Below are 18,494 nucleotides of genomic sequence, written 5' to 3'. Positions count from 1 at the left end.
GGGGTATGTTCGGAGGAGGCGGCGGGCTGAACCCCCGCAAGATGAAGCAGATGATGAACCAGATGGGGATCGACCTCGAGGACATCGACGCCGAGGAAGTCATTATTCGCACACCCGAGGAGGAACTCGTCTTCCACGACGCCGAGGTCCAGCGGATGGACGCCCAGGGCCAACAGACCTACCAGGTCGTCGGCGAACCCGATACCCGCCCGCGCTCGGCGGCGTCGGACGAAGCAGCGTCCGAAGCCGACGGGACCGACGGGGACGGCGGGGCCGACGGGAGCGAGTTCTCCGAGGAGGACGTCGAGATCGTCGCCGCGCGGACCGGCGTTCCCGAGGAGACGGCCCGCGAGGCCCTCGAGGAGACCGGTGATCTGGCGGCCGCCGTCCAGAAACTGGAGTGACGGGAGCCGACGATCGGGTGCTCGTCGTCCGCGGGAGCCGGGAGTTCCTGCTGGAACCGGGCGCGACTCAGGAGACCGACCTCGGCGTCCTCGAACTCCCCGAGGACGTCGAGCCGGGGACCGTCGTCGAGACCCATCTCGGGGAGGCCTTCGAGGTCCGGCGACTCCGCGGGCCAGACCTGTTCGATCACCTGGAACGGACCGGCGCCCCGATGATGCCCCGGGACATCGGGCTCGTCGTCGGCCACACCGGCGTGGCCGCGGGCGATCGCGCGCTCGATGCGGGCACCGGAACGGGCGTGCTCGCGGCGTATCTCGGCCGCCTCGGCGTCGAGGTGACGACCTACGAGCGCGATCCGGAATTCGCCGATACCGCCAGAGGGAACATGGAGACCGCCGGCGTCGCTGGGACCGTCGACGTCCGGACCGGCGACCTGACCGAAACGCTCGACGACTTCGCGGCCGAATTCGATCTCCTCACGCTCGATACCGAGGACGCCCCCGCCGTCGTCGAGCACGCCGAGGAACTGCTCGCACCCGGCGGGTTCCTCGCCGTGTACTCGCCGTTCGTCGAGTCGGCCCGCGAGGCCGTCGAAGCGGCCCGCGGGGCCGGACTGGCCGACATCGAGACGCTCGAGACGATCCAGCGGCGGATGGACTTCGACGACCGCGGCTCGCGCCCCTCGACGGCCGGCGTCGGCCACACCGGCTATCTCGTCTTCGCCCGCTTCAGGCCGCAGTTCGGGTCGCCCTCCTGACGCTCGCTCGACAGTAGCTTCACGTTGGCTTTTTTGTATCACGCGACAGGCGGATCAACACCGGCGAATCGGAGGATTTCAGCGTCGTCGGGATCCGCTATCAGCCGAGGACGAATCCGAGCAGTTCCCCGGGATCAGTCTCGATTTCGCACCCGTCGATCTCGCCCGACGGTCCGGCGGCACCCGCGATGTAGAAGCCGTCGTCGTACCAAAGCGCCAGCCGGCCGACGACGGCGACGCGTTTATCCCCGTCAGCCACCTCGACTGGAATCTCTCCCCTGTAGGGTGTCGTCCGCGCGCGCCGGTCGCCGTCGAGTTCCGTCCGTTCGGTGGCGCCGACCGAGACCGACTCGATTCCGCGCTCGCGGAGCTCCGCCACAAAGGTTCGTTTGGCCTCCCGGAGGACGCGAGGACGGAGCGCAGCATGGCCACCGAAGGCCGGTGGCGGGCGGATCTCGAGGGCGGCGACGAAGAGAAACCGCCAGACTCGATCCGGACCGCCCGCCTCGACGACCCGCGATCGGAGGTCACCGTCCCCGTAGAGGAGCGTCCGGCTCTCGACGGAGACACCGAAGCCCTCGAAGACGGTTTCGGTCCGGTCCTCGATTCGCCGCCAGCCGTTCGCTCGGAGGTCAGCGTCCGGGACGGGCGGCGGCGAGACCATACCGTATGTGGGGCGGAGGTGTACTTAGGCGATCGGGTAGCCTCGTCGTTACTCGTATGACATCCTCCCCGCGGTGAACGGCAGGGTTTCCTCCGTGGGAGTCTCAGCCGGTCTAAGATTCCCCGGAAGCAACATTCCCGTCACGGTGGACGGTACTCGGGTCTGTGCGCTGTTCTTTGGGACTTTCGTGAGGGTGTGGTATCCCCGACCAGTTGTGGTCGTCCCACTCGAACCGCACGGGCTGTGCCATCGGCCTGACTGCCTTCTCTGTGTGCCGTCTCAGGAACGTTTCTGAAGCCGTAAGGTCGGCCTGCCCCTCGAACCCACACGGGCAGGTGAGCGTGTCTTGGTGGCGTGTCGTCCGGTCGGTTGAACCGCACTGTGGACACTCCTGGCTGGTCCACGCTTCCGACCGGACTTCCACCGAGATACCGTATTCCTCGGCAGTACACGCCAGTCTCACGGTGAATTGCTTGAACGCCCAGAAGTTGTGGGTCTTGGCGTTGGTTTCGACCGACCAGTGTGTTTCGAGTACGTCGGTCAATCCACCGATATACACGGTATCGACCCCTTCGGCGTACAGTCGTTCCAGCAGGTCACGACACAGTGCGTCTTGTGCGTGGTCGCGGCGACGAGTCCGTTTCCGGTACAGCCGCCGAATACGCTTGCTACTGTATCGGCTTTCCCGTAGCTTGGACTGCAACCGGGCGATTTCTCGTGTTGTGTCACGGAATCGCTGGAACAACTCGCGGCCTTCGTACAGATATTGCTCGCCGGTTGTGGTGGTACAGGCAACGAGATTGTTCGCACCAACATCCAGAGCGGCCTTCTCGTCGGCCAGTGGAGTGTCCCGTGTTTCGTCAGAAACAGTCACGGGTTGCGAAGCTCGGAAGGTGCTATCAGTCTCGTCGTACCACAGGTCTAACCGGCCCTGTTTCTCGTAGTCAGGCCAATTCGGGTCGCCAACGATTTCGAGCCGAAGACGGCTTTTCGGGCTGTTGTGCCTGTCACGGAGTTCTTTTCCGACGACCATCTCAAGCCGGGAGCGGTCACCCCACTCAACGGTGTAGGCGTCTTTTCGGACGACGCCTTTGAGAACACGTCCGTCGTCTTCGTTGCCACGGAAGCCCGGCGGTTCCGGGTGTTCCGTGACCGATGCGTTCGACTCGTCGTGGTACTTGTTTTTCGTGTTGAAGAACCCGCGCCACGCTTCGCTGTTTGCTCGCCGGAGAGTTTGAGCGGTGGACGCGCCGAGAACGCCTTTATATTTGCCTTCGAGAGCGCCGGTATCGGCGTCCCACACGTCTTCGCCCTCGAAGCCGTCTTCGTCGTTGTAGCGCATGAGGCGCTGGTAGTTTATTTCATTCCAGAGAGCGGCGGAAGCGTCCAACAGGTCCCGTAGCACCTGCTCATCGGCGTCGGTGAGTGGTCGCACGGCGAACGTGTTGGAACGCTTCATGCCACAATTCTTTTCACGTCTTCACGTCAAATAAGACTTATGAGACATGACTGTTGACACACCGCTTACGTGTTACATCTGTGGAGAAACGGATGATTGGACAACTGTTGATTTGATTGGTTGTTTCGAGGACCGACAGGTGGCAGGGGAACGGTTTGAAGAAAAACATGGAAAAGAGCCGGACAGCTACCTGTTCGTCTGTCCTGAGTGCAAAGAGGAGAACCCGCACCATGCCGAAAACTGCTACGAAAAGTACGGGAGAGTCGAATGAGGCCAGCAATTGACCTTTCGTATGGATTGCACGGTCGTCTGAAAGATTACGCCGAAGCAAACGACTTGGAGCTTTCAGAAGCGTATGCAGAGGTGTTAGAAGCAGGTCTTGAAGCGTTGGAGACTCAAGACCAGCAGTAACACGGCAGTTTCTCACCAAAGCTTACGCGGTTCACCTATGGAAACGCTGCTGGCCGAACAAACCACCGCTGACGACAAAATAATTACGCCGTCGTGGAATTCGCTGTCCCCACAGCCGGCAGGCGGTCGGAACGTGTTTTGCGGTGCGGTCGCTGTCCGGCGATAGCAGTCGCTCACGATACCCCCGGCCGGCCGCTGAGGGCCGCCGAGCGGGCGGCCCTCAGTTCCCTCGTCTATGCACTCACACCTGGTGGATCGTAGACTTCCCCTCGGTCAAGCATATGGTAGATCGACACCAGCATCTTCCGCGCCGTCGCCACGATTGCTTTCTGTGAGTTCTTCCGGCTAGCTAACCGCTCGTAAAACCGACTCAGATACTCGTCGTTGCAGGTGTGGACAGCAGTATGAGCGGCCTGAACGAGCAGCCTGTCGCGTTCCCAGTATTTAAAACCGGCGTGAAGCCGGTAATGGCGACCTGATGGCTGCGAATTCCAACTCTCAGCAAAGGCCGCCAACAGAAAAAACGGACGCAGCGTACTTCAATTCTGATCAATCAACTGCGACCGCAGTGTACTCGCTGCTCGACGCAGTCGGCAGCGAGTCCATCGCCGACGAGTTCGATATCGGCAAACACAGCAAGAAACACGACTTCGACAACCACCTCAAAGTCGCCGTGCGTGAAGGGATCGATCCTTCAGACTCGCTTGCCGAACTCGAAGAAACCACCGATACAGCCGCTGAAATGGAGAAGATGGCTGCCTCTACGTTCTCACGGTACACGAACGACCGCGACTACCGCGCGGTCGTTCGCACCATGTTCGAATTACTCCACACCCCACAGCTGGCTCATCAACGAGCAGTCGAACGAAAACGACTCCAGCGACTCATGCGAGGCGTTGTTGCGACCGATGCGACAAATCTCGAACTCACACGGTCGGTCGTCGTCTCGGACGACTTCGTCGGAGACGACGAGCAGTCCTACGAGATCGACACTGGCGACGGTGGCATCAAACTCCATCTTGCCGCGCGTGTCGACGGAGAACACAAGCATCCGCTGGGTGCGACCGTGACAGAAGGTGAGTCTCACGAAAATCCGCAGTTTGAGCATCTCTACGGCGATGTCGAGGTCTTTCCAGACCTCGACTCGCCGATCTGGGTCTTTGACCGTGGCTACACACGCTACGAGCGCTTTTGCGGCTTCACAGCCATCAACGATGACTTCATCACACTGCTAGAATCGGACGCTCGGTACGATGTCTGTGAACAGATCCAGACCGCTGAGGTAACCGACGGTGATGAAGCACGGCAGGTACGGGACGACCGTATCGAACTCGCCGACACAGGAGAACAGTTCCGGAAAGTAGTGCTTGAAACGCCGGACGGAGAGCAACTCGAGTACCTGACGACGCTGGCGTCGTCAGAGTACGACCCCATCGACGTAATCAGCATCTACACGCTGCGAACTGTGATCGAGATCCTGTTTCGGGAGCTGAAGCAGTATTTGAACGGTGAGAACTTCCACTCGACAACGCTCAACGGCGTGCTGTTCGAGTTGTTTTCTGCGTTGGTTGGACTGTTGTTGATCCAGTGGCTGCGGCAACGCCACCCGATGCGGGGTGGCGTGCCGCAAGCGATTCGAGAAGTACGGAAACGCTGGAACGACACGCTCGGCTCGGTTGGGTAACTCCTCACACGGCGGGTGGTTCGCCGCCGCTGTGAGCGGCGGCTCTGGTCAGCGAAGCAGATACCACTCGAAATTCTGGCAGAAACCTGGCCGAACCGGACTTTCGAACCGAATCCGCTGACTTCCCGTCACCGCGTATCTTTCAGCCAGCTGACTCAGCTTGATTTCGTTGCTCACGCCCGCGCGGTGTCTTTATCAACTCGAAACGCGACAGCTGCAGGCGGGATCCGACAGCCAATATTCCGACAACAGTCAGGGCGCGACGCTTCCCGAGAGCCGGGACCCATCGGAACCCCGGGATCCGAGCGATCGCACCGCCGACGAGGGGCCGAAAGATGAACACCGTTATCTCCCATGACCGGCAACCGGGGGATATGAGCGACCACACGGGAACGCAGGTGAGACGATGCGCGTAGTCGCGAAGTTCGGCGGGACGAGCCTCGGCAACGGCGACCGGGTCAACCGGGCGGCCGATTCGATCGCCGACGCGGTCAACGAGGGCCACGAGGTCGCCGTCGTCGCGAGCGCGATGGGCTCGACGACCGATTTCCTTCTGGACGCGATCACCTTCGAGGCCGACGAGGCCGACGAGGCCGAGATCGTCTCGATGGGCGAGCGGACCTCGGTCCGGATGCTGAAAGCCGCCCTCGGGGCCCGCGGGATCGATGCGAAGTTCCTCGAACCGGGCACCGAAGACTGGCCGGTCATCACGGACGAACACGGCCAGGTCGACGTCGAGGAGACCAAACGCCGGGCGAAACAGCTCGCCGCCGACATGGCCGCCAAGGGCTACGTCCCGGTCCTCACCGGCTTTCTCGCGCAGGATCACGCCGGCAACGTGACGACACTGGGACGCGGCGGCTCCGATACGACCGCGGTCATGCTCGGCAACTACATGGACGCGGAAGAAGTCGTCATCATCACCGACGTCGAGGGCGTCATGACCGGCGATCCGCGAGTCGTCGAGGGTGCCCGAAACGTCGGCGAGATTACGGTCGACGAACTCCGGAACCTCTCGTTTCGGGGCGCGGAGGTCGTCGCCCCCTCGGCGCTGTCGTACAAGACGGGCGAAATGGTCGTCCGGGTCGCCCACTACCAGCACGGCGACCTGCTGGACGGCGGCACCAAGATCGAAGGGCAGTTCGAGAACCTCATCGACATGCGCGAGGAACCTTTGGCCTGTCTGACCGCCGCCGGGCGGGCGATCCGGAACACGCCGGGGGTGCTCTCGGATCTCTCGGCCGTCCTCGCGGATGCCGATATCAACGTCGACGCCGTCTCCAGCGGGATGGACTCGATCTCGTTTTACGTCGATGCCGCAGTCGCCGAGCGCGCCGAGAACGTCCTCCACCAGGCCGTTATCGACCTGAACGAGGTCTCAAGCGTCACGGTCGATTCGGACGTGGCGGTCCTCCGTATCACCGGCGGCGAGGCCTCGGGGCAGTCGGCGCTCCTCGAGGACGTCGTCGTCCCGCTGGCGGACGAACACGTCGAGATACTCGATCTGATCACGAGCGCGACCTCGATCGCGGTGTTTCTCGAGTGGGACGACCGCGAGGACGCGCTGGAACTCATTCAGGACGCGGTGTAGAGCCGGAACCTTTCTATCCGGGCGGTCGGATCACCCCGTATGCGCGTCGCAGTCATCGGCGGCTCAACGGTCGACGCACCGACGTACGACACCGCAGTCACCGTCGGTCGGCTTCTCGGCGAGCGCGGCCACACCGTCGTCTGTGGCGGATTGGGCGGTGTCATGGAGGCCGTCTGTGAGGGGGCGAGCCAAGCCGGGGCCGAGACGGTCGGCATCCTACCAGGCGAGGACCGAAGCGCGGCCAACGGATGGGTGGACACGCCGATAGCGACGGGGCTGGGCAACGCCAGAAACCCGCTCGTCGCGCTCAACGGCGACGGCGTCATCGCGATCGACGGAGCGACGGGGACGCTCTCGGAGATCGGTCACGCGCTCGATTTCGGCCGGCCGGTCGCCGGCCTCCGAACCCACGGGATCGAAACGGCGGGGTTCGAGGCGGTCGAAACGCCGACCGCGGCGGTCGAGTACGTCGAGCGGGCGGTTCCGGGGGAGCCGGGGGCGAGATAGGCGACCTGGAAGGCGGCTACCACTCCATACCGCCGTTGACGCCGAGTACCTGGCCGGTCATGTAACTCGAGTCCCGGCTCGCGACGAAGCGAACGAGGCCGGCGACGTCCTCGGGTGTCGCGAACCGATCCAGCGGGATCCGCCGGAGGATCTTCTCTTTGACCCGGCCGGGGACGATCTCGAGCATCCCGGTGTCGACAAAGCCGGGCGCGATGCAGTTGGCCGTCGAACCCTCCGAGGCCAACTCCAGGGCGAGCGTCCGGGTGAACCCGAAGAGCCCGGATTTCGTCGTCGCGTAGTTGGCCTGCCCGTAGTTGCCCTGCTGGCCGACGACGCTGGAGATGTTGATCAGCCGGCCGTGTTCGGCGGCCTTGATGTCCTCGAAGAAACAATGCGTACAGTTGAACGTCCCCCCGAGGTTGACGTCGAGGACGCGGTCCCAGTCGTCCCGGGTCATGTTCTCGAACTTCTTGTCGGCGGTGATCCCCGCGTTGTTGACCAACACGTCCAGTTCGCCGAACCGGTCGTGGACCGCCTCCGTCATCGCCTCGACCTGCTCGTAGTCCGCGATATCGGCCTGTACGGTCACCGCATCGCCGCCTTCCGCTTCGATCGTCTCGACGACGGCCGCCGCCTCCGCTTCGGAGGTCCGGTAGTTGACGGCCACGTCCGCCCCGCAACGCCCGAGTTCGGTCGCGATGGCGCGGCCGATACCGCGGGACGCTCCCGTGACGAGGCAGGTCTGGTCTTCGAGCATATACATCCTGGCGATGGGAACGGCAAAAGGGTTGCTGACCGTAGTTCGGCTACCGCCGGCTGATCACTCGAGGGCGTCGTCGATCTGCGATTGGAACTCATCGAGCCACTCGGTATCGGAGAGCTCCGCCATCCGTTCGCGTAGATGCGGCTTACAGAGGCCGACCTTGATGTGATCTTTCTCGACTGCGACAGCGGCCTCGTCGTCACAGTAGTGACACTGCATGAAAGTCACTATGTGACGGAGGGGTTTGAACCCAGCGCTCGCGTCAGTCCAGTGTCCGACAGGCAGCCGACACCGCCCGGGGAGACGTTCCGCCGCCGTCGCCCGGGAGACGCTCGAAACTCAAAACGCCGCCCGGAACGTCCGGTAGGCGCGTCTGTCGAGGCCCGCCTCCCCGAGCGTTTCCCCGTGGGCGTCGCTGCCGCCCGTCACGAGCAGGTCGTGGCGTTCGATCGCCCGCTCGATCGGCCGGGGGTCTATCTCCCGATCGTACGGATAGAAGCGTTCGACGGCGTCGAGATCCGAACAGAGCGAAAGCGCCGCCGCCGGGTCGTCGTACCGGTAGGGGTGGGCCAGCGAGACGAGCCCACAGGCGTCCTCGAGGACGCCGAGTCCGTCCTCGAAGGAGGGAATCTCGCGGGGGACATAACAGGGGCCGCCGGCGCCGATCAGCTCCTCGAAGGCCCCGGCGTAGCTGTACTCCGAGACCGCCGCGATCGCCTCGGCGATGTGGGGACGGCCGAGCCCTGCCCGCGGCTCGACGGGGGTTTCGACCCCGAGCCGGTCCTCGACGCGCTCGATTATCTCCCGTCCGCGCTCTTTCCGGTCGGTCTGGAGGCGGTCGATCAGCGACTCCAGGGCCGGCGTCCGCCGGGCGCCGTAACCGAGGAGATCGATCCGGTGCTCGCCCGCCTCGACCCGGAGTTCGATCCCGTGCACGACGGTCACACCGTCGATCGTCGCGACGGGCGTCGGAAGCTCCGGGTGGAGCCGGTCGTGGTCCGTGACGGCGACGGCGGAAACGCCCGCGGCCTCGGCGGCTTCCGGAAGCGTCTCCCGGGTCAGGCTGCCGTCGGAGTTCGTCGTGTGAACGTGGAGATCGGCGACGACCATAGCGGGGCTTCCGTGCCGGGAGGACAAAGCCGCGGCGCTTCAGCCTATTTATCATGGAATATAATGACACTAGGTGTCTTTACCTCTGTGGGATGTATTTATACCAAACATTCATGAAGGATAGGCGGTTTCGTCGGTGTATGCGAGCGTTCGCAACAGCAAACGACCGGATCGACTCTCACACTTTCCCCGCGACCGCCGCGGAACTCATCGCCGAACACGGCGACGTCGAACTCGATCTCCCGAACGGCGAGGAGACGTTCGGCGACGCCCTGGGCCGGCTCGGCGAGACGACCTTCACCGACGCCGAGGACGCCCGCCTGGCGGCGTATTCGGCCGTCTCGAAGGGTGCGATCGGACGGCAGAACTACTCGGATCGGGACGCGCCGTCGATCGGCGAGAACGGCCCGGATCCGGTCTCCTTTTGATCGATAGCGATTAGACGCCCGGAACGCCGAGGGCGCCGATCCCGAGGCCGAACACCGAGTTCACGACCGCGAGGATGACGAGCGCCGCGAGCCACGCGATGACGCCGATGAGTGCCGCGTTTTTCCACCCGCCGGGGTAGCGCCAGTTGACGACGCCGACCCAGACGACGAGCGCCAGAAGCGTTCCCACGAGCGGGATCCACGAAAAGAGCGCCCAGCCGACCGCGCCGACGAGCGCCGTCACGACCGCGTGACCGTAGTCTTTCGTGCCGGCAACGAGGCTGGCGCTGACGTAAATCGCCAGGCCGCCGACGAGCAATGCGACGAGAAACGCGACCAGCGAGCCGATGAAAGGGACGACCATTCGCTCACGCTACGCCGCGAGGTGGGAAACCGTTGGTGGCCGCCGGCCCCGGAACGTCACGCCTCCGAGAGCCGCCGCAACACGTCCGGCGCCGCCTCGAGGGCGTCCTCGAGCGCGTCGGCGTCGGGGCCGCCGCCCTGTGCGAAGTCCGGCGGGCCGCCCCCGCCCCCACCGACACGCTCGGCGAGGTCGCTCACGACCGCCCCGGCGTTGATCTCGACGCCGTCGGGGACCGCGACGACGAACGTCGCGCCGTCGAGACCGCTGCCGAGGACCGCGGCGTTACCTTCCTCGACCAGGGCGTTCGCGGTCGCCCGGAGTTCGTCCATGTCGGCGTCGACGCGCTGGATCACCGCGGTCGTTCCGGCGAGGTCGATCTCCTCGCCGCCGCCCTCGCCCTGAGCGCGGACCGAAGCGAGTTGCTCTTTGAGCTCTTCGATCCGTTTGCCCCGGTCCTTCCACTCCTCGAAGAACCGTTCGACCGTCCCGGGAACCTCCTGTGGGGAGACATCGAGCGTCCCCGCGGCGTCGTACAGCGCGTCCTCGGTGCGCTGGGTCGCCTCGATCGCGGCGTCGCCCGCCGCGAAGACGAGCCGTTCGACGCCGTCCTGGATCCGCTCGTTCGAGAGGAGCTTGATCGTCCCGATGTCGCCGGTCCGGAGGACGTGGGTACCGGCGCAGGCCTGGACGTCCTCGCCGACGTGGATCAGCCGCAGTTTCTCCCCCGGCGGGATCCCGCCCTGATAGAGATCGAAGCCGTGCTCGTCTTCGGCCTCGCGGCGGTCGGGCCACTCCTGTTTGACGGTGAGGTTGTCGGTGACGATCCCGTTGGCGAGACGTTCGATTCGTTTGACCTCCTCGCGGGAGATCCGCTCGTAATGGCGGATGTCGAGCCGCGAGGACTCGGTCCCTTTCTGGGCACCGGCCTGCCGGACGTGTTCCCCGAGGACCTCCCGGGCGGCGTGGCCGATGATGTGGGTCGCAGTGTGGTGTTGCATGAGCCGGCGGCGGCGCGTCCCGTCGACCGTCCCGCGGACGAACTCGCCTTTTCCCGGGTCGCCGTCCGTTCGGTGCAACACGGTTCCGTCGGCCTCCTGGACGTCCGTGACCTCCACGGTCACGTCCTCGCCGGAGATCGAGCCGGTATCGGCGGGCTGGCCGCCCCCTTCCGGGTAGAACATCGTCTGATCGAGGACGACGTCGTAGACCGTCTCGCCGTCCCCGTCGTCGCGTTCGATCACGTCGAGAACGACCGCCTCGAAGTCGGTGCGCTCGGGTTCGTCGTAGTAGAGCTTCTCGGTCTCCGGCAGATCGGCGACGGCCGCCTCGTCGGGCGCTGTCTCCGCCGTCTCGCCGGCGTCGTCATCGTCGCTGTGTCGGGCGGCGACGCGCGCATAGAAGTCGTCGGGGATCTCGACGTTGACACCGTGTTCGGCGGCGATCTCCTCGACGGTGTCGGGCTGGATCCCGCGGCTGTCGTAGAGTTCAAGCACCTCCTCTAGGGGGATCGGCTCGCCGCGGTCGGCGTACTCGTCGGCGAGGCGTTCGACCTGCCGGCCCCCGCGTTCGAGCGTCTCGCGGTACTTTTCGACCTCGGTGCGGACGATATCGCGGATCGTATCCCGGTTCCGGTACTCGAGCCGTTCGGCCTGCATGTCGACGAGCTCGTCGAGGGGGGCGTCGACGCCGACGCGGTCGGCCAGCCGTTTCGTCCGCCGCAGGACCATCCGGGCGAGATACCCCGTCGAGACGTTCGAGGGCACGATCCCGTCGCCGAGCATGTACGCCAGCGTCCGGCAGTGGTCGGCGATGGCGTAGATCGTCTCGAGCGGTTCGACGAGTTCCCGGAGCCGGTCGGTCGGGACCTCGAGCGCGGCGGCGATATCGCCCCTGGCAGCCTCCACGTCGTCGACGTCGTCGATATCGAGCTGGCCGGAGAGCCGCGCCGCCCGGTGTACGAGTTCGGCCTCCTCGTCGGTGTATTCGAGGCCCGCGTTGTCCTTCAAAAAGGAGATCATCTCCGGATAGATCGCCTCGTACACCGTCGCGGTCCCCTGGGACATCCAGGTCCACCGCTCGAGCCCGTAGCCCGTATCGACGATGTAGGTGTCCATGAAGGAGTATGTGTTGCCGTCCTTGAGTTCGTACTCGCCGTCGGGGTCCTGTTCCATGCACATGAAAACGAGTGTGGCGAGTTCGAGCCCCCGGTAGATCACCTCGATCGCGGGGCCGGCGTTGCCGCCGCCGACCCACGGGTCCTCGATGTAGGTCACCGCCTCGATATCGGCGCCGAGAGAATCGAGCAGTTCGTCACAGTAGGCGACGGTCTCGCTCTTCCAGTAGACCTCCCCCTCGTAGGCGTACTGGTCGGGGTTCTCGATGTCCTCCCGGGCGTTGAACGCGTGGTGGGCCATCATCTCGAAGGCCATCGTGTGGCGGCCGGTCTTGCCGACGTTGTCGATGTCCTGCATCCGGATACAGGGCTGAGATACCGTCAGGGGGTTGGCCGGCGGCGGGGTTTCCCCGGACGTGACGAGCGGCTGGAAGTCGTAGATAGAGGCCTGCGTCAACAGCACGTCGTCCCGCCAGCGGTTCGCCGCGACAGGGTACGGATCGATGCGTTCGTGGCCGTGCTCCTCGAAAAAGGAGAGAAACGCCTCCCGCATCTCCTCGAGGCTGAATTCCGCCTCGAAGCCCGGATTGTCGATGAACTCGTAGTCCGCACACGGCGGTTCCCCGCATAGCTCCCGGTCGGGGTCCCGCGTCCAGAAGTGTGCCCCACAGGAGGGACACTCCTTGCGTTCGAAGCCCTCCTCGTGGAAGTACTCGAGTTGGTATTCCTCTTCGAGGTCGCTCATTACGCTCCGTTTGGCCCGTGCTCGGCTAAAGGGTTTTCGAGTGTCCAGCGAGCCGAGAAATCGACAGAGACACGTTTAGAGACCGTCTCCGGGGATCGTTCGGGTTTGTTTCGCGATTCGGCCCGCGGTCACCGGCCGTCGAGGTCGGCGACGTCGGCGGCGGTCGGAGCCTCGGGGAGGTCCTCGAGACACGAAAAACAGAGGAAGTACTCGCTGCCGTCGTCGAACTCGAGGGTCAGCCCGCCGGTACCCTCCGGATCGGACGACCAGATGCCGGCGATCCCGCCGCCGATCGGGACCGCCTCGCCGCAGGCGTCACAGGGATCGGATGCCACACTCGGGCTACGGACGGGGGCGACAAAAGCCGATCGCTCACGTGGGCGGGTGCAGCGCCACGCCGTCGACGACCATCGGGACGGACGCGAGCGCGCCGACCGAGAGCGAGGCCCACAGTGGAACCGTCACGAGGTGGCCGACGAGTACGGCACACAGCAGGACGAGCGGGATCGCCGCCAAGAGGAGATCGTACCTGGAGAGCTCCGACGGATCGACGGGACGGGGATCGTCCGGGACCCTCGGGTGGGCGGTGCCGGGGATATCACGTTCGGGCTGTCGTTCGGACATCTGTTCTACCTCCATCCGTGTTAACGAATGTGTCGATAATAAAATTTCCGCTGATAAGTTATATAGTGGTTATCTAGAATTAATTACGAACCAACATCACGGCTATACAAACTTCTTGAGAACGTGATCGAAATAGTTGGCTGTGACGTTTATATAAATACACTCTCCCGACGTCGACAGCCGGCTCCGCGTCCGATCGTCGGCCGATAACCGGTTGGCCAAGCGTTATACCCGCCGAACGGCGACTACCGATGATGGCGGACATCGCCTGGGACGAGGAGGACCCCTTCGAAGAGCAACGCGACGACGTCGAGGACCCGATGGCTCGGCTCTTTTCAGTGTACGGCCGGCCGAACCTCGGCTCGATGGTCGTCGGGATCGTCGCGAGCATCGCGGCTCGCCTGCTCGATCTCGTGCCGCCGATCATGCTGGGTGTGGCGATCGACGCGATCTTCGGCGAACAGGTGTTTTCGCTCTGGCTCGTCCCCGAGGCGTGGATTCCGGCCGACGAGACGGCGCAGTTCTGGCTCGTGATCGGCCTCATCGCCGGGGCGTTCGTGCTGGCGGCGGCGTTTCACTGGCTCCGCAACTGGGGGTTCAACGCCTTCGCCCAGAACATCCAACACAGCGTCCGGACCGACACCTACGACGCGATGCAGCGGCTCGAGATGGGCTTTTTCGCCGACAAACAGACCGGCGAACTGATGTCGGTGCTCTCGAACGACGTCAACCAACTCGAGCAGTTCCTCAACGAGGGGCTGAACTCCGTGTTCCGGCTCGGCGTGATGGTCGTGGGGATCGGGGGCGTGTTGCTGTACTACAACTGGCAACTCGCGCTCATCGCCCTGCTCCCGGTACCGCTCATCGCGGGCTTTACCTACGTCTTCATCAGGGTGATCCAGCCGAAGTACGCCCGCGTCCGATCGGCGGTCGGGACGGTCAACTCCCGGCTCGAGAACAACCTCGGCGGCATCGAGGTGATCAAATCCTCCAATACCGAGGGTTACGAGTCCGACCGGGTCGAGGAGGTCTCGACGGAGTATCTCGACGCCAACTGGAGCGCGATCGGGACGCGGATCAAGTTCTTCCCCGGCCTCCGGTTGCTTTCGGGGATCGGCTTCGTCGTCACGTTCCTCGTCGGGGGGCTGTGGGTCTTCACCGGGGCCGCCCCGGGGCCGCTTTCGGGGGAGCTGACCGTCGGTACCTTCGTCGTCTTCATCCTCTTTACCCAGCGGTTCATCTGGCCCATGGCCCAGTTCGGTCAAATCGTCAACATGTACCAGCGAGCCCACGCCTCCGCCGAGCGGATCTTCGGGCTGATGGACGAACCCGACCGGCTGGCCGTCGACCCCGACGCCGAACCGCTCGCCGTGGAGGAAGGCGCCGTCGAGTACGACGATGTCACGTTCGCCTACGAGGGCGAAGCGCCCGTCGTCGAGGGGATCGATTTCGCCGTCCCGGGCGGCGAGACGCTCGCGTTAGTCGGTCCCACGGGGGCCGGGAAATCGACCGTTCTGAAGCTTCTGTTGCGGCTCTACGACGTCGATAGCGGATCGATCCGGATCGACGGCCAGGACATCCGGAACGTGACCTTGCGTTCGCTCCGGCAATCCATCGCGTACGTCGGCCAGGAGACGTTCCTGTTTCACGGGACCGTCAGGGAGAACATCACCTACGGCACCTTCGACGCCGACGAGGAGGCGGTGATCGAGGCCGCCAAGGCCGCCGAAGCCCACGAGTTCATCACCAACCTCCCGGACGGCTACGAGACGATGGTCGGCGAACGCGGCGTCAAACTCTCCGGCGGCCAGCGACAGCGGGTCTCGATCGCCCGCGCCGTGCTGAAGGATCCGGCGATCCTCGTCCTCGACGAGGCGACCTCCGACGTCGACACCGAGACGGAGATGCTGATCCAGCGCTCCTTGGATCGGCTCACGGCGGATCGGACCACCTTCGCGATCGCCCACCGGCTCTCGACGATCAAAGACGCCGACCGGATCGTCGTCCTCGAGGACGGTCGGATCGCCGAACGCGGCTCCCACGGGGAACTGCTCGAGGCTGGCGGCCTCTATGCGCACCTGTGGGGCGTGCAGGCGGGCGAGATCGAGGGACTCCCCGAGGAGTTCATCCGGCGGGCGGCGAAACGGCGAGCGCAAACGGAGACCGGGGACGACTGAACGCGATCGATCGCGGACGAACGCCTCAGAGTCGATCGACGATAGCCTGAGTCACCTCGTCCGTCGAGGCGTTCCCGCCCAGATCCGCCGTCCGGGGGCCCTCTTCGAGGGTCGTCTCGACGGCCGTCCGGACGCGGTCGGCCGCCACATCGTACTCGAGATATTCGAGCAACATCGCGGCCGAGAGGATCGCCGCCGAGGGGTTCGCGACCCCTTCGCCGGCGATATCGGGGGCCGTCCCGTGGACGGGTTCGAACAGCGCGTTGTTGGGGCCGACGTTCGCGCTCGGGAGCAACCCGAGCCCGCCGACGAGTCCGGCGGCCAGATCCGAGAGGACGTCGCCGGCGAGGTTCGGACAGACGACGACGCCGAACTGTGTCGGGTCGAGACAGACACGGGTCGCGAAGGCGTCGATCAACACGTCGTCGGCCTCGACAGCGTGGTCGGCGGCGACGCCTTCGACCGCCTTCCGGAAGCGCCCGTCGGTCTCGCGCATGACGTTGTCCTTGTGGGCGATCGTAAAGCCGTCGTATCCCCCGTCGGCGACGTACTCGCAGGCGAACTCCGCGAGTCGCCGGGAGGCCGTCCCGGTGACGACGCGGGTCAGCGTCGAGACGTCCTCGGTCAGCCGGTGTTCGTTCCCGCCGTAGACGCCCTCGGTGTTCTCCCGGAGGAAGACCAGATCCGTCTCCGGCTGTAACGCGTCGACGCCCGGATACGCCTTCGCCGGGCGGATATTGACGAACGACCCGACGGCTTCCCGCAGCGGGAGGATGACGTCGGCGGCTGTCTCGCCGGTCGCGCCGAAAAGCGTCGCGTCAGCCGACGCCGCCAGGTCGTAGGTCTCCTCGGGCAGCGCCGTACCGGTCGATTCCTTCACGGCATCGCCGGCCTCCGCCTCGAGGAACTCCAACTCGACATCGAGCGATCGGAGGACCTCGACCGCCGCCGGCGTGACTTCCCGCCCGATCCCGTCACCGGGAACGACGACGATTTCCTGATTCATACCGACGCCATCGCCACGTGCCGATGAAAGTAGTTCGGTTTCGTCGTCTCGCGCCCCGAAAACACCCGATCGAGCGGTTCTGAGAGGGAATATATTTAATATACGCGGATCGATTCCACCTACAGCATGAACGACGAGAAGATCTTCGAGGGCGTGAAAGTGCTCGATCTGACGACGTTCGTCACGGGCGGGTTCTGCTCGCTGATGTTGGCGAACCAGGGCGCCGAGGTCGTGAAGATCGAGCGGCCGGGAGTCGGCGACGACAACCGCCACTCCGGGCCGCCCTTCATCGACGGCGAGTCGCCGTACTTCTGGACGGTCAACTACGGCAAACGGAGCGTCGAGTTGGATCTCAAGACGGAGGCGGGGCTGGAAGCGCTGTACGACCTCGTCGAGAAGGCCGACGTCTTCCTCCAGAACTTCCGGCCGGGGACCGCCGAACGCATCGGCGTCGACGACGAGACGATCCGCTCGCACAACGACGAGATCGTCTACTGTGCGATCTCGGCGTTCGGCCAGACGGGGCCGTGGAGCCAACGCCCCGGCTACGATCTCATGATTCAGGGCGCAAGCGGGATCATGAGCATCACCGGCGAGGAGGACGGCGACCCGGTGAAAGTCGGGCTCCCGATGACGGACCTCATCACCGCGATGTGGGCCGCCTTCGGTATCTCGGGGGCGCTGTATCGCCGACAGAAGACCGGCGAGGGCGAGTACATCGACCTGGGGATGCTCGATTCGGCGCTCCCCTGGCTCACCAAACAGGCCGGGAAGGTGTTCGCCGGCGAGTCGCCCTCCCGGATGGGGACGAAGGACCCCGTCCTCGCCCCCTATCAGACGTTCCCGACCGCCGACGGCTACATCAACGTCGCGGCGCTGAACCAGAAGCTCTGGAGCGCGCTCTGTGTGGCGATCGATCGCCCGGATCTGGAGGACGACGACCGCTTCGCGACGAACTCCGATCGGGTCGACAACATGGACGAACTCGAGGCGATCATCAGCGACGAACTGCGCGAGCGGACCACCGACGAGTGGATGACGCGGATCGTCGATGAGGCGGGCGTCCCCGCCAGCCCGGTGTTCGACGTCGAGGACGCGCTGTACAACGAACAGGCCGAAGCCCGGGGGATGACGAGGACGCTCGAGCACCCCGACCACGGGGAGGTCCCGGTCATCGAGCACCCGCTCAACTTCGAGAACGCCGACAGCGGCTTCGAGGCCCCCGCCCCCCGGCTCGGCGAGCACAACCGGAACGTCTTCGAGGAGGCCGGATACAGCGACGACGAGATCGAACACCTCGAAGAGGAAGGCGCCTTCGGCGGCGAGTAAGGCCCGCTATCCGCCCGTCGCGTCTGGCAGTCGGAAACACCGAAAATCTCGGAACAACAATCCTTTTGATAACAGGTCGAATAGCCGTACTATGACAGAGGCTCTCAAAAAGGGACTGGAGGGCGTGTTGGTGGCGGAGTCGTCGTTGAGTTCGATCGACGGCGAGGCCGGCGAGTTGGTCTATCGGGGGTACTCGATCGAAGATCTCGCACAGAGCTCCAGCTACGAGGAGGTGTTACACCTGTTGTGGCACGGCCACCTCCCGGAGAAAAAAGAGCTTACCACGTTCAAACGAGCGATGGCCGAAGCGCGCGCCCTCGAGGCCTCGACACACCGACTGATCGAGGATCTAGCTGC

General features: G+C 64.6%; 20 protein-coding genes and 1 pseudogene. 10 read left to right on the top strand and 11 right to left on the bottom strand.

All coding sequences use genetic code 11. The features are described 5' to 3' along the window. Window positions 1-5 precede the first annotated feature (5 nt). Together KM295_RS08165 and KM295_RS08160 are read left to right on the top strand one after the other, a co-directional pair. A complete protein-coding gene (locus KM295_RS08165; RefSeq protein WP_256029458.1) occupies window positions 6-404 on the top strand; it encodes a nascent polypeptide-associated complex protein in 399 nt (132 codons plus the stop codon). Beyond that, the gene (locus KM295_RS08160; RefSeq protein ID WP_256029457.1) at window positions 401-1,162 is read left to right on the top strand and encodes a methyltransferase domain-containing protein; all 762 of its coding nucleotides are present in this window, start codon (window positions 401-403) and stop codon (window positions 1,160-1,162) included. Before KM295_RS08165 ends, KM295_RS08160 begins: the two co-directional genes overlap by 4 nt. A gap of 100 nt (window positions 1,163-1,262) precedes the next feature. Here the strand turns inward: KM295_RS08160 and KM295_RS08155 are convergent, their stop codons facing one another. Both KM295_RS08155 and KM295_RS08150 read right to left on the bottom strand, forming a co-directional pair. After that, window positions 1,263-1,826: a DUF6517 family protein gene (locus KM295_RS08155; RefSeq protein WP_256029456.1), complete on the bottom strand. Its 564-nt coding sequence runs from the start codon at window positions 1,824-1,826 to the stop codon at window positions 1,263-1,265. Window positions 1,827-1,938: 112 nt separating this feature from the next. Then, a complete protein-coding gene (locus KM295_RS08150; protein ID WP_256029455.1) occupies window positions 1,939-3,285 on the bottom strand; it encodes an RNA-guided endonuclease InsQ/TnpB family protein in 1,347 nt (448 codons plus the stop codon). Between the two features lie 46 nt (window positions 3,286-3,331). Between KM295_RS08150 and KM295_RS08145 the strand changes: the two genes are divergently transcribed. Beyond that, window positions 3,332-3,556, top strand: a complete 225-nt coding sequence (locus KM295_RS08145; protein ID WP_256029454.1) for a hypothetical protein — start codon at window positions 3,332-3,334, stop codon at window positions 3,554-3,556. Window positions 3,557-3,929: 373 nt separating this feature from the next. On the opposite strand, the pseudogene KM295_RS08140 reads toward KM295_RS08145, so the two are convergent. After that, window positions 3,930-4,121: pseudogene (locus tag KM295_RS08140) on the bottom strand (IS110 family transposase); the annotation flags it as partial. A gap of 53 nt (window positions 4,122-4,174) precedes the next feature. On the opposite strand from KM295_RS08140, the gene KM295_RS08135 reads away from it, so the two are divergent. From KM295_RS08135 to KM295_RS08125, 3 genes are all read left to right on the top strand, one after another. Further along, window positions 4,175-5,380, top strand: coding sequence for an IS4 family transposase (locus KM295_RS08135; protein ID WP_256029453.1), 1,206 nt, complete (start codon window positions 4,175-4,177; stop codon window positions 5,378-5,380). 406 nt (window positions 5,381-5,786) lie between these two features. Continuing rightward, window positions 5,787-6,971 carry an aspartate kinase gene (locus tag KM295_RS08130; protein ID WP_256029452.1) on the top strand — a complete coding sequence of 395 codons (1,185 nt, stop codon included), beginning with the start codon at window positions 5,787-5,789 and terminating at the stop codon, window positions 6,969-6,971. A gap of 39 nt (window positions 6,972-7,010) precedes the next feature. Beyond that, entirely contained in the window at window positions 7,011-7,478 is a 468-nt protein-coding gene (locus KM295_RS08125) for a TIGR00725 family protein (protein WP_256029451.1), read from the top strand. 16 nt (window positions 7,479-7,494) lie between these two features. On the opposite strand, the gene KM295_RS08120 is transcribed toward KM295_RS08125, so the two are convergent. The 3 genes from KM295_RS08120 to KM295_RS08110 form a co-directional block, all read right to left on the bottom strand. Then, entirely contained in the window at window positions 7,495-8,235 is a 741-nt protein-coding gene (locus tag KM295_RS08120) for a beta-ketoacyl-ACP reductase (protein WP_256029450.1), read from the bottom strand. Between the two features lie 63 nt (window positions 8,236-8,298). Then, window positions 8,299-8,460, bottom strand: a complete 162-nt coding sequence (locus tag KM295_RS08115; protein WP_256029449.1) for a DUF6757 family protein — start codon at window positions 8,458-8,460, stop codon at window positions 8,299-8,301. A 120-nt stretch (window positions 8,461-8,580) separates the two neighbouring features. After that, window positions 8,581-9,351, bottom strand: coding sequence for a PHP domain-containing protein (locus KM295_RS08110; protein ID WP_256029448.1), 771 nt, complete (start codon window positions 9,349-9,351; stop codon window positions 8,581-8,583). Between the two features lie 140 nt (window positions 9,352-9,491). Here KM295_RS08110 and KM295_RS08105 point away from each other — a divergent pair, with 140 nt between their 5' ends. Then, window positions 9,492-9,779, top strand: coding sequence for a DUF5789 family protein (locus KM295_RS08105; protein ID WP_256029447.1), 288 nt, complete (start codon window positions 9,492-9,494; stop codon window positions 9,777-9,779). Window positions 9,780-9,789: 10 nt separating this feature from the next. Here KM295_RS08105 and KM295_RS08100 read toward each other — a convergent pair whose 3' ends face one another. The 4 genes from KM295_RS08100 to KM295_RS08085 all read right to left on the bottom strand — a co-directional run bounded on the left by KM295_RS08100 (window position 9,790) and on the right by KM295_RS08085 (window position 13,640). Then, window positions 9,790-10,143, bottom strand: a complete 354-nt coding sequence (locus tag KM295_RS08100) for a hypothetical protein (protein WP_256029446.1) — start codon at window positions 10,141-10,143, stop codon at window positions 9,790-9,792. 56 nt (window positions 10,144-10,199) lie between these two features. Beyond that, complete coding sequence (gene alaS / locus KM295_RS08095) at window positions 10,200-13,001, bottom strand: alanine--tRNA ligase (protein ID WP_256029445.1); 2,802 nt, start codon at window positions 12,999-13,001, stop codon at window positions 10,200-10,202. Window positions 13,002-13,129: 128 nt separating this feature from the next. Continuing rightward, on the bottom strand, window positions 13,130-13,336 hold the full coding sequence (locus KM295_RS08090) for a DUF7561 family protein (RefSeq protein WP_256029444.1): 207 nt from the start codon (window positions 13,334-13,336) through the stop codon (window positions 13,130-13,132). A gap of 37 nt (window positions 13,337-13,373) precedes the next feature. Next, window positions 13,374-13,640 carry a DUF8015 family protein gene (locus KM295_RS08085; protein ID WP_256029443.1) on the bottom strand — a complete coding sequence of 89 codons (267 nt, stop codon included), beginning with the start codon at window positions 13,638-13,640 and terminating at the stop codon, window positions 13,374-13,376. A 239-nt stretch (window positions 13,641-13,879) separates the two neighbouring features. Between KM295_RS08085 and KM295_RS08080 the strand changes: the two genes are divergently transcribed. Further along, window positions 13,880-15,802, top strand: a complete 1,923-nt coding sequence (locus KM295_RS08080; protein WP_256029442.1) for an ABC transporter ATP-binding protein — start codon at window positions 13,880-13,882, stop codon at window positions 15,800-15,802. A gap of 25 nt (window positions 15,803-15,827) precedes the next feature. Here KM295_RS08080 and KM295_RS08075 read toward each other — a convergent pair whose 3' ends face one another. Further along, a complete protein-coding gene (locus KM295_RS08075) occupies window positions 15,828-16,808 on the bottom strand; it encodes an isocitrate/isopropylmalate dehydrogenase family protein (protein ID WP_256029441.1) in 981 nt (326 codons plus the stop codon). Window positions 16,809-16,934: 126 nt separating this feature from the next. On the opposite strand from KM295_RS08075, the gene KM295_RS08070 reads away from it, so the two are divergent. Both KM295_RS08070 and KM295_RS08065 read left to right on the top strand, forming a co-directional pair. Continuing rightward, window positions 16,935-18,137 carry a CaiB/BaiF CoA transferase family protein gene (locus KM295_RS08070; protein ID WP_256029440.1) on the top strand — a complete coding sequence of 401 codons (1,203 nt, stop codon included), beginning with the start codon at window positions 16,935-16,937 and terminating at the stop codon, window positions 18,135-18,137. A 91-nt stretch (window positions 18,138-18,228) separates the two neighbouring features. Further along, on the top strand, window positions 18,229-18,494 hold a 266-nt coding region (locus KM295_RS08065), incomplete at its 3' end, for a citrate/2-methylcitrate synthase (protein WP_272494352.1).

The organism is Natronomonas aquatica, from assembly GCF_024449025.1.
Classification (GTDB): Archaea; Halobacteriota; Halobacteria; order Halobacteriales; family Haloarculaceae; genus Natronomonas; species Natronomonas aquatica.
Note: the sequence above shows the minus strand (reverse complement) of the source record. Positions and strands in the feature narration are given on the sequence as shown.

Coding starts and splice junctions, on each gene's coding strand:
- KM295_RS08100 (WP_256029446.1), bottom strand. CDS start 10,143: ATGGTCGTCCCTTTCATCGGCTCGCTGGTCGCGTTTCTCGTCGCATTG.
- KM295_RS08075 (WP_256029441.1), bottom strand. CDS start 16,808: ATGAATCAGGAAATCGTCGTCGTTCCCGGTGACGGGATCGGGCGGGAA.
- KM295_RS08085 (WP_256029443.1), bottom strand. CDS start 13,640: ATGGAGGTAGAACAGATGTCCGAACGACAGCCCGAACGTGATATCCCC.
- KM295_RS08135 (WP_256029453.1), top strand. CDS start 4,175: ATGGCTGCGAATTCCAACTCTCAGCAAAGGCCGCCAACAGAAAAAACG.
- KM295_RS08165 (WP_256029458.1), top strand. CDS start 6: ATGTTCGGAGGAGGCGGCGGGCTGAACCCCCGCAAGATGAAGCAGATG.
- KM295_RS08070 (WP_256029440.1), top strand. CDS start 16,935: ATGAACGACGAGAAGATCTTCGAGGGCGTGAAAGTGCTCGATCTGACG.
- KM295_RS08105 (WP_256029447.1), top strand. CDS start 9,492: ATGCGAGCGTTCGCAACAGCAAACGACCGGATCGACTCTCACACTTTC.
- KM295_RS08150 (WP_256029455.1), bottom strand. CDS start 3,285: ATGAAGCGTTCCAACACGTTCGCCGTGCGACCACTCACCGACGCCGAT.
- KM295_RS08125 (WP_256029451.1), top strand. CDS start 7,011: ATGCGCGTCGCAGTCATCGGCGGCTCAACGGTCGACGCACCGACGTAC.
- KM295_RS08120 (WP_256029450.1), bottom strand. CDS start 8,235: ATGCTCGAAGACCAGACCTGCCTCGTCACGGGAGCGTCCCGCGGTATC.
- KM295_RS08110 (WP_256029448.1), bottom strand. CDS start 9,351: ATGGTCGTCGCCGATCTCCACGTTCACACGACGAACTCCGACGGCAGC.
- KM295_RS08080 (WP_256029442.1), top strand. CDS start 13,880: ATGGCGGACATCGCCTGGGACGAGGAGGACCCCTTCGAAGAGCAACGC.
- alaS (WP_256029445.1), bottom strand. CDS start 13,001: ATGAGCGACCTCGAAGAGGAATACCAACTCGAGTACTTCCACGAGGAG.
- KM295_RS08130 (WP_256029452.1), top strand. CDS start 5,787: ATGCGCGTAGTCGCGAAGTTCGGCGGGACGAGCCTCGGCAACGGCGAC.
- KM295_RS08155 (WP_256029456.1), bottom strand. CDS start 1,826: ATGGTCTCGCCGCCGCCCGTCCCGGACGCTGACCTCCGAGCGAACGGC.
- KM295_RS08145 (WP_256029454.1), top strand. CDS start 3,332: ATGACTGTTGACACACCGCTTACGTGTTACATCTGTGGAGAAACGGAT.
- KM295_RS08115 (WP_256029449.1), bottom strand. CDS start 8,460: ATGCAGTGTCACTACTGTGACGACGAGGCCGCTGTCGCAGTCGAGAAA.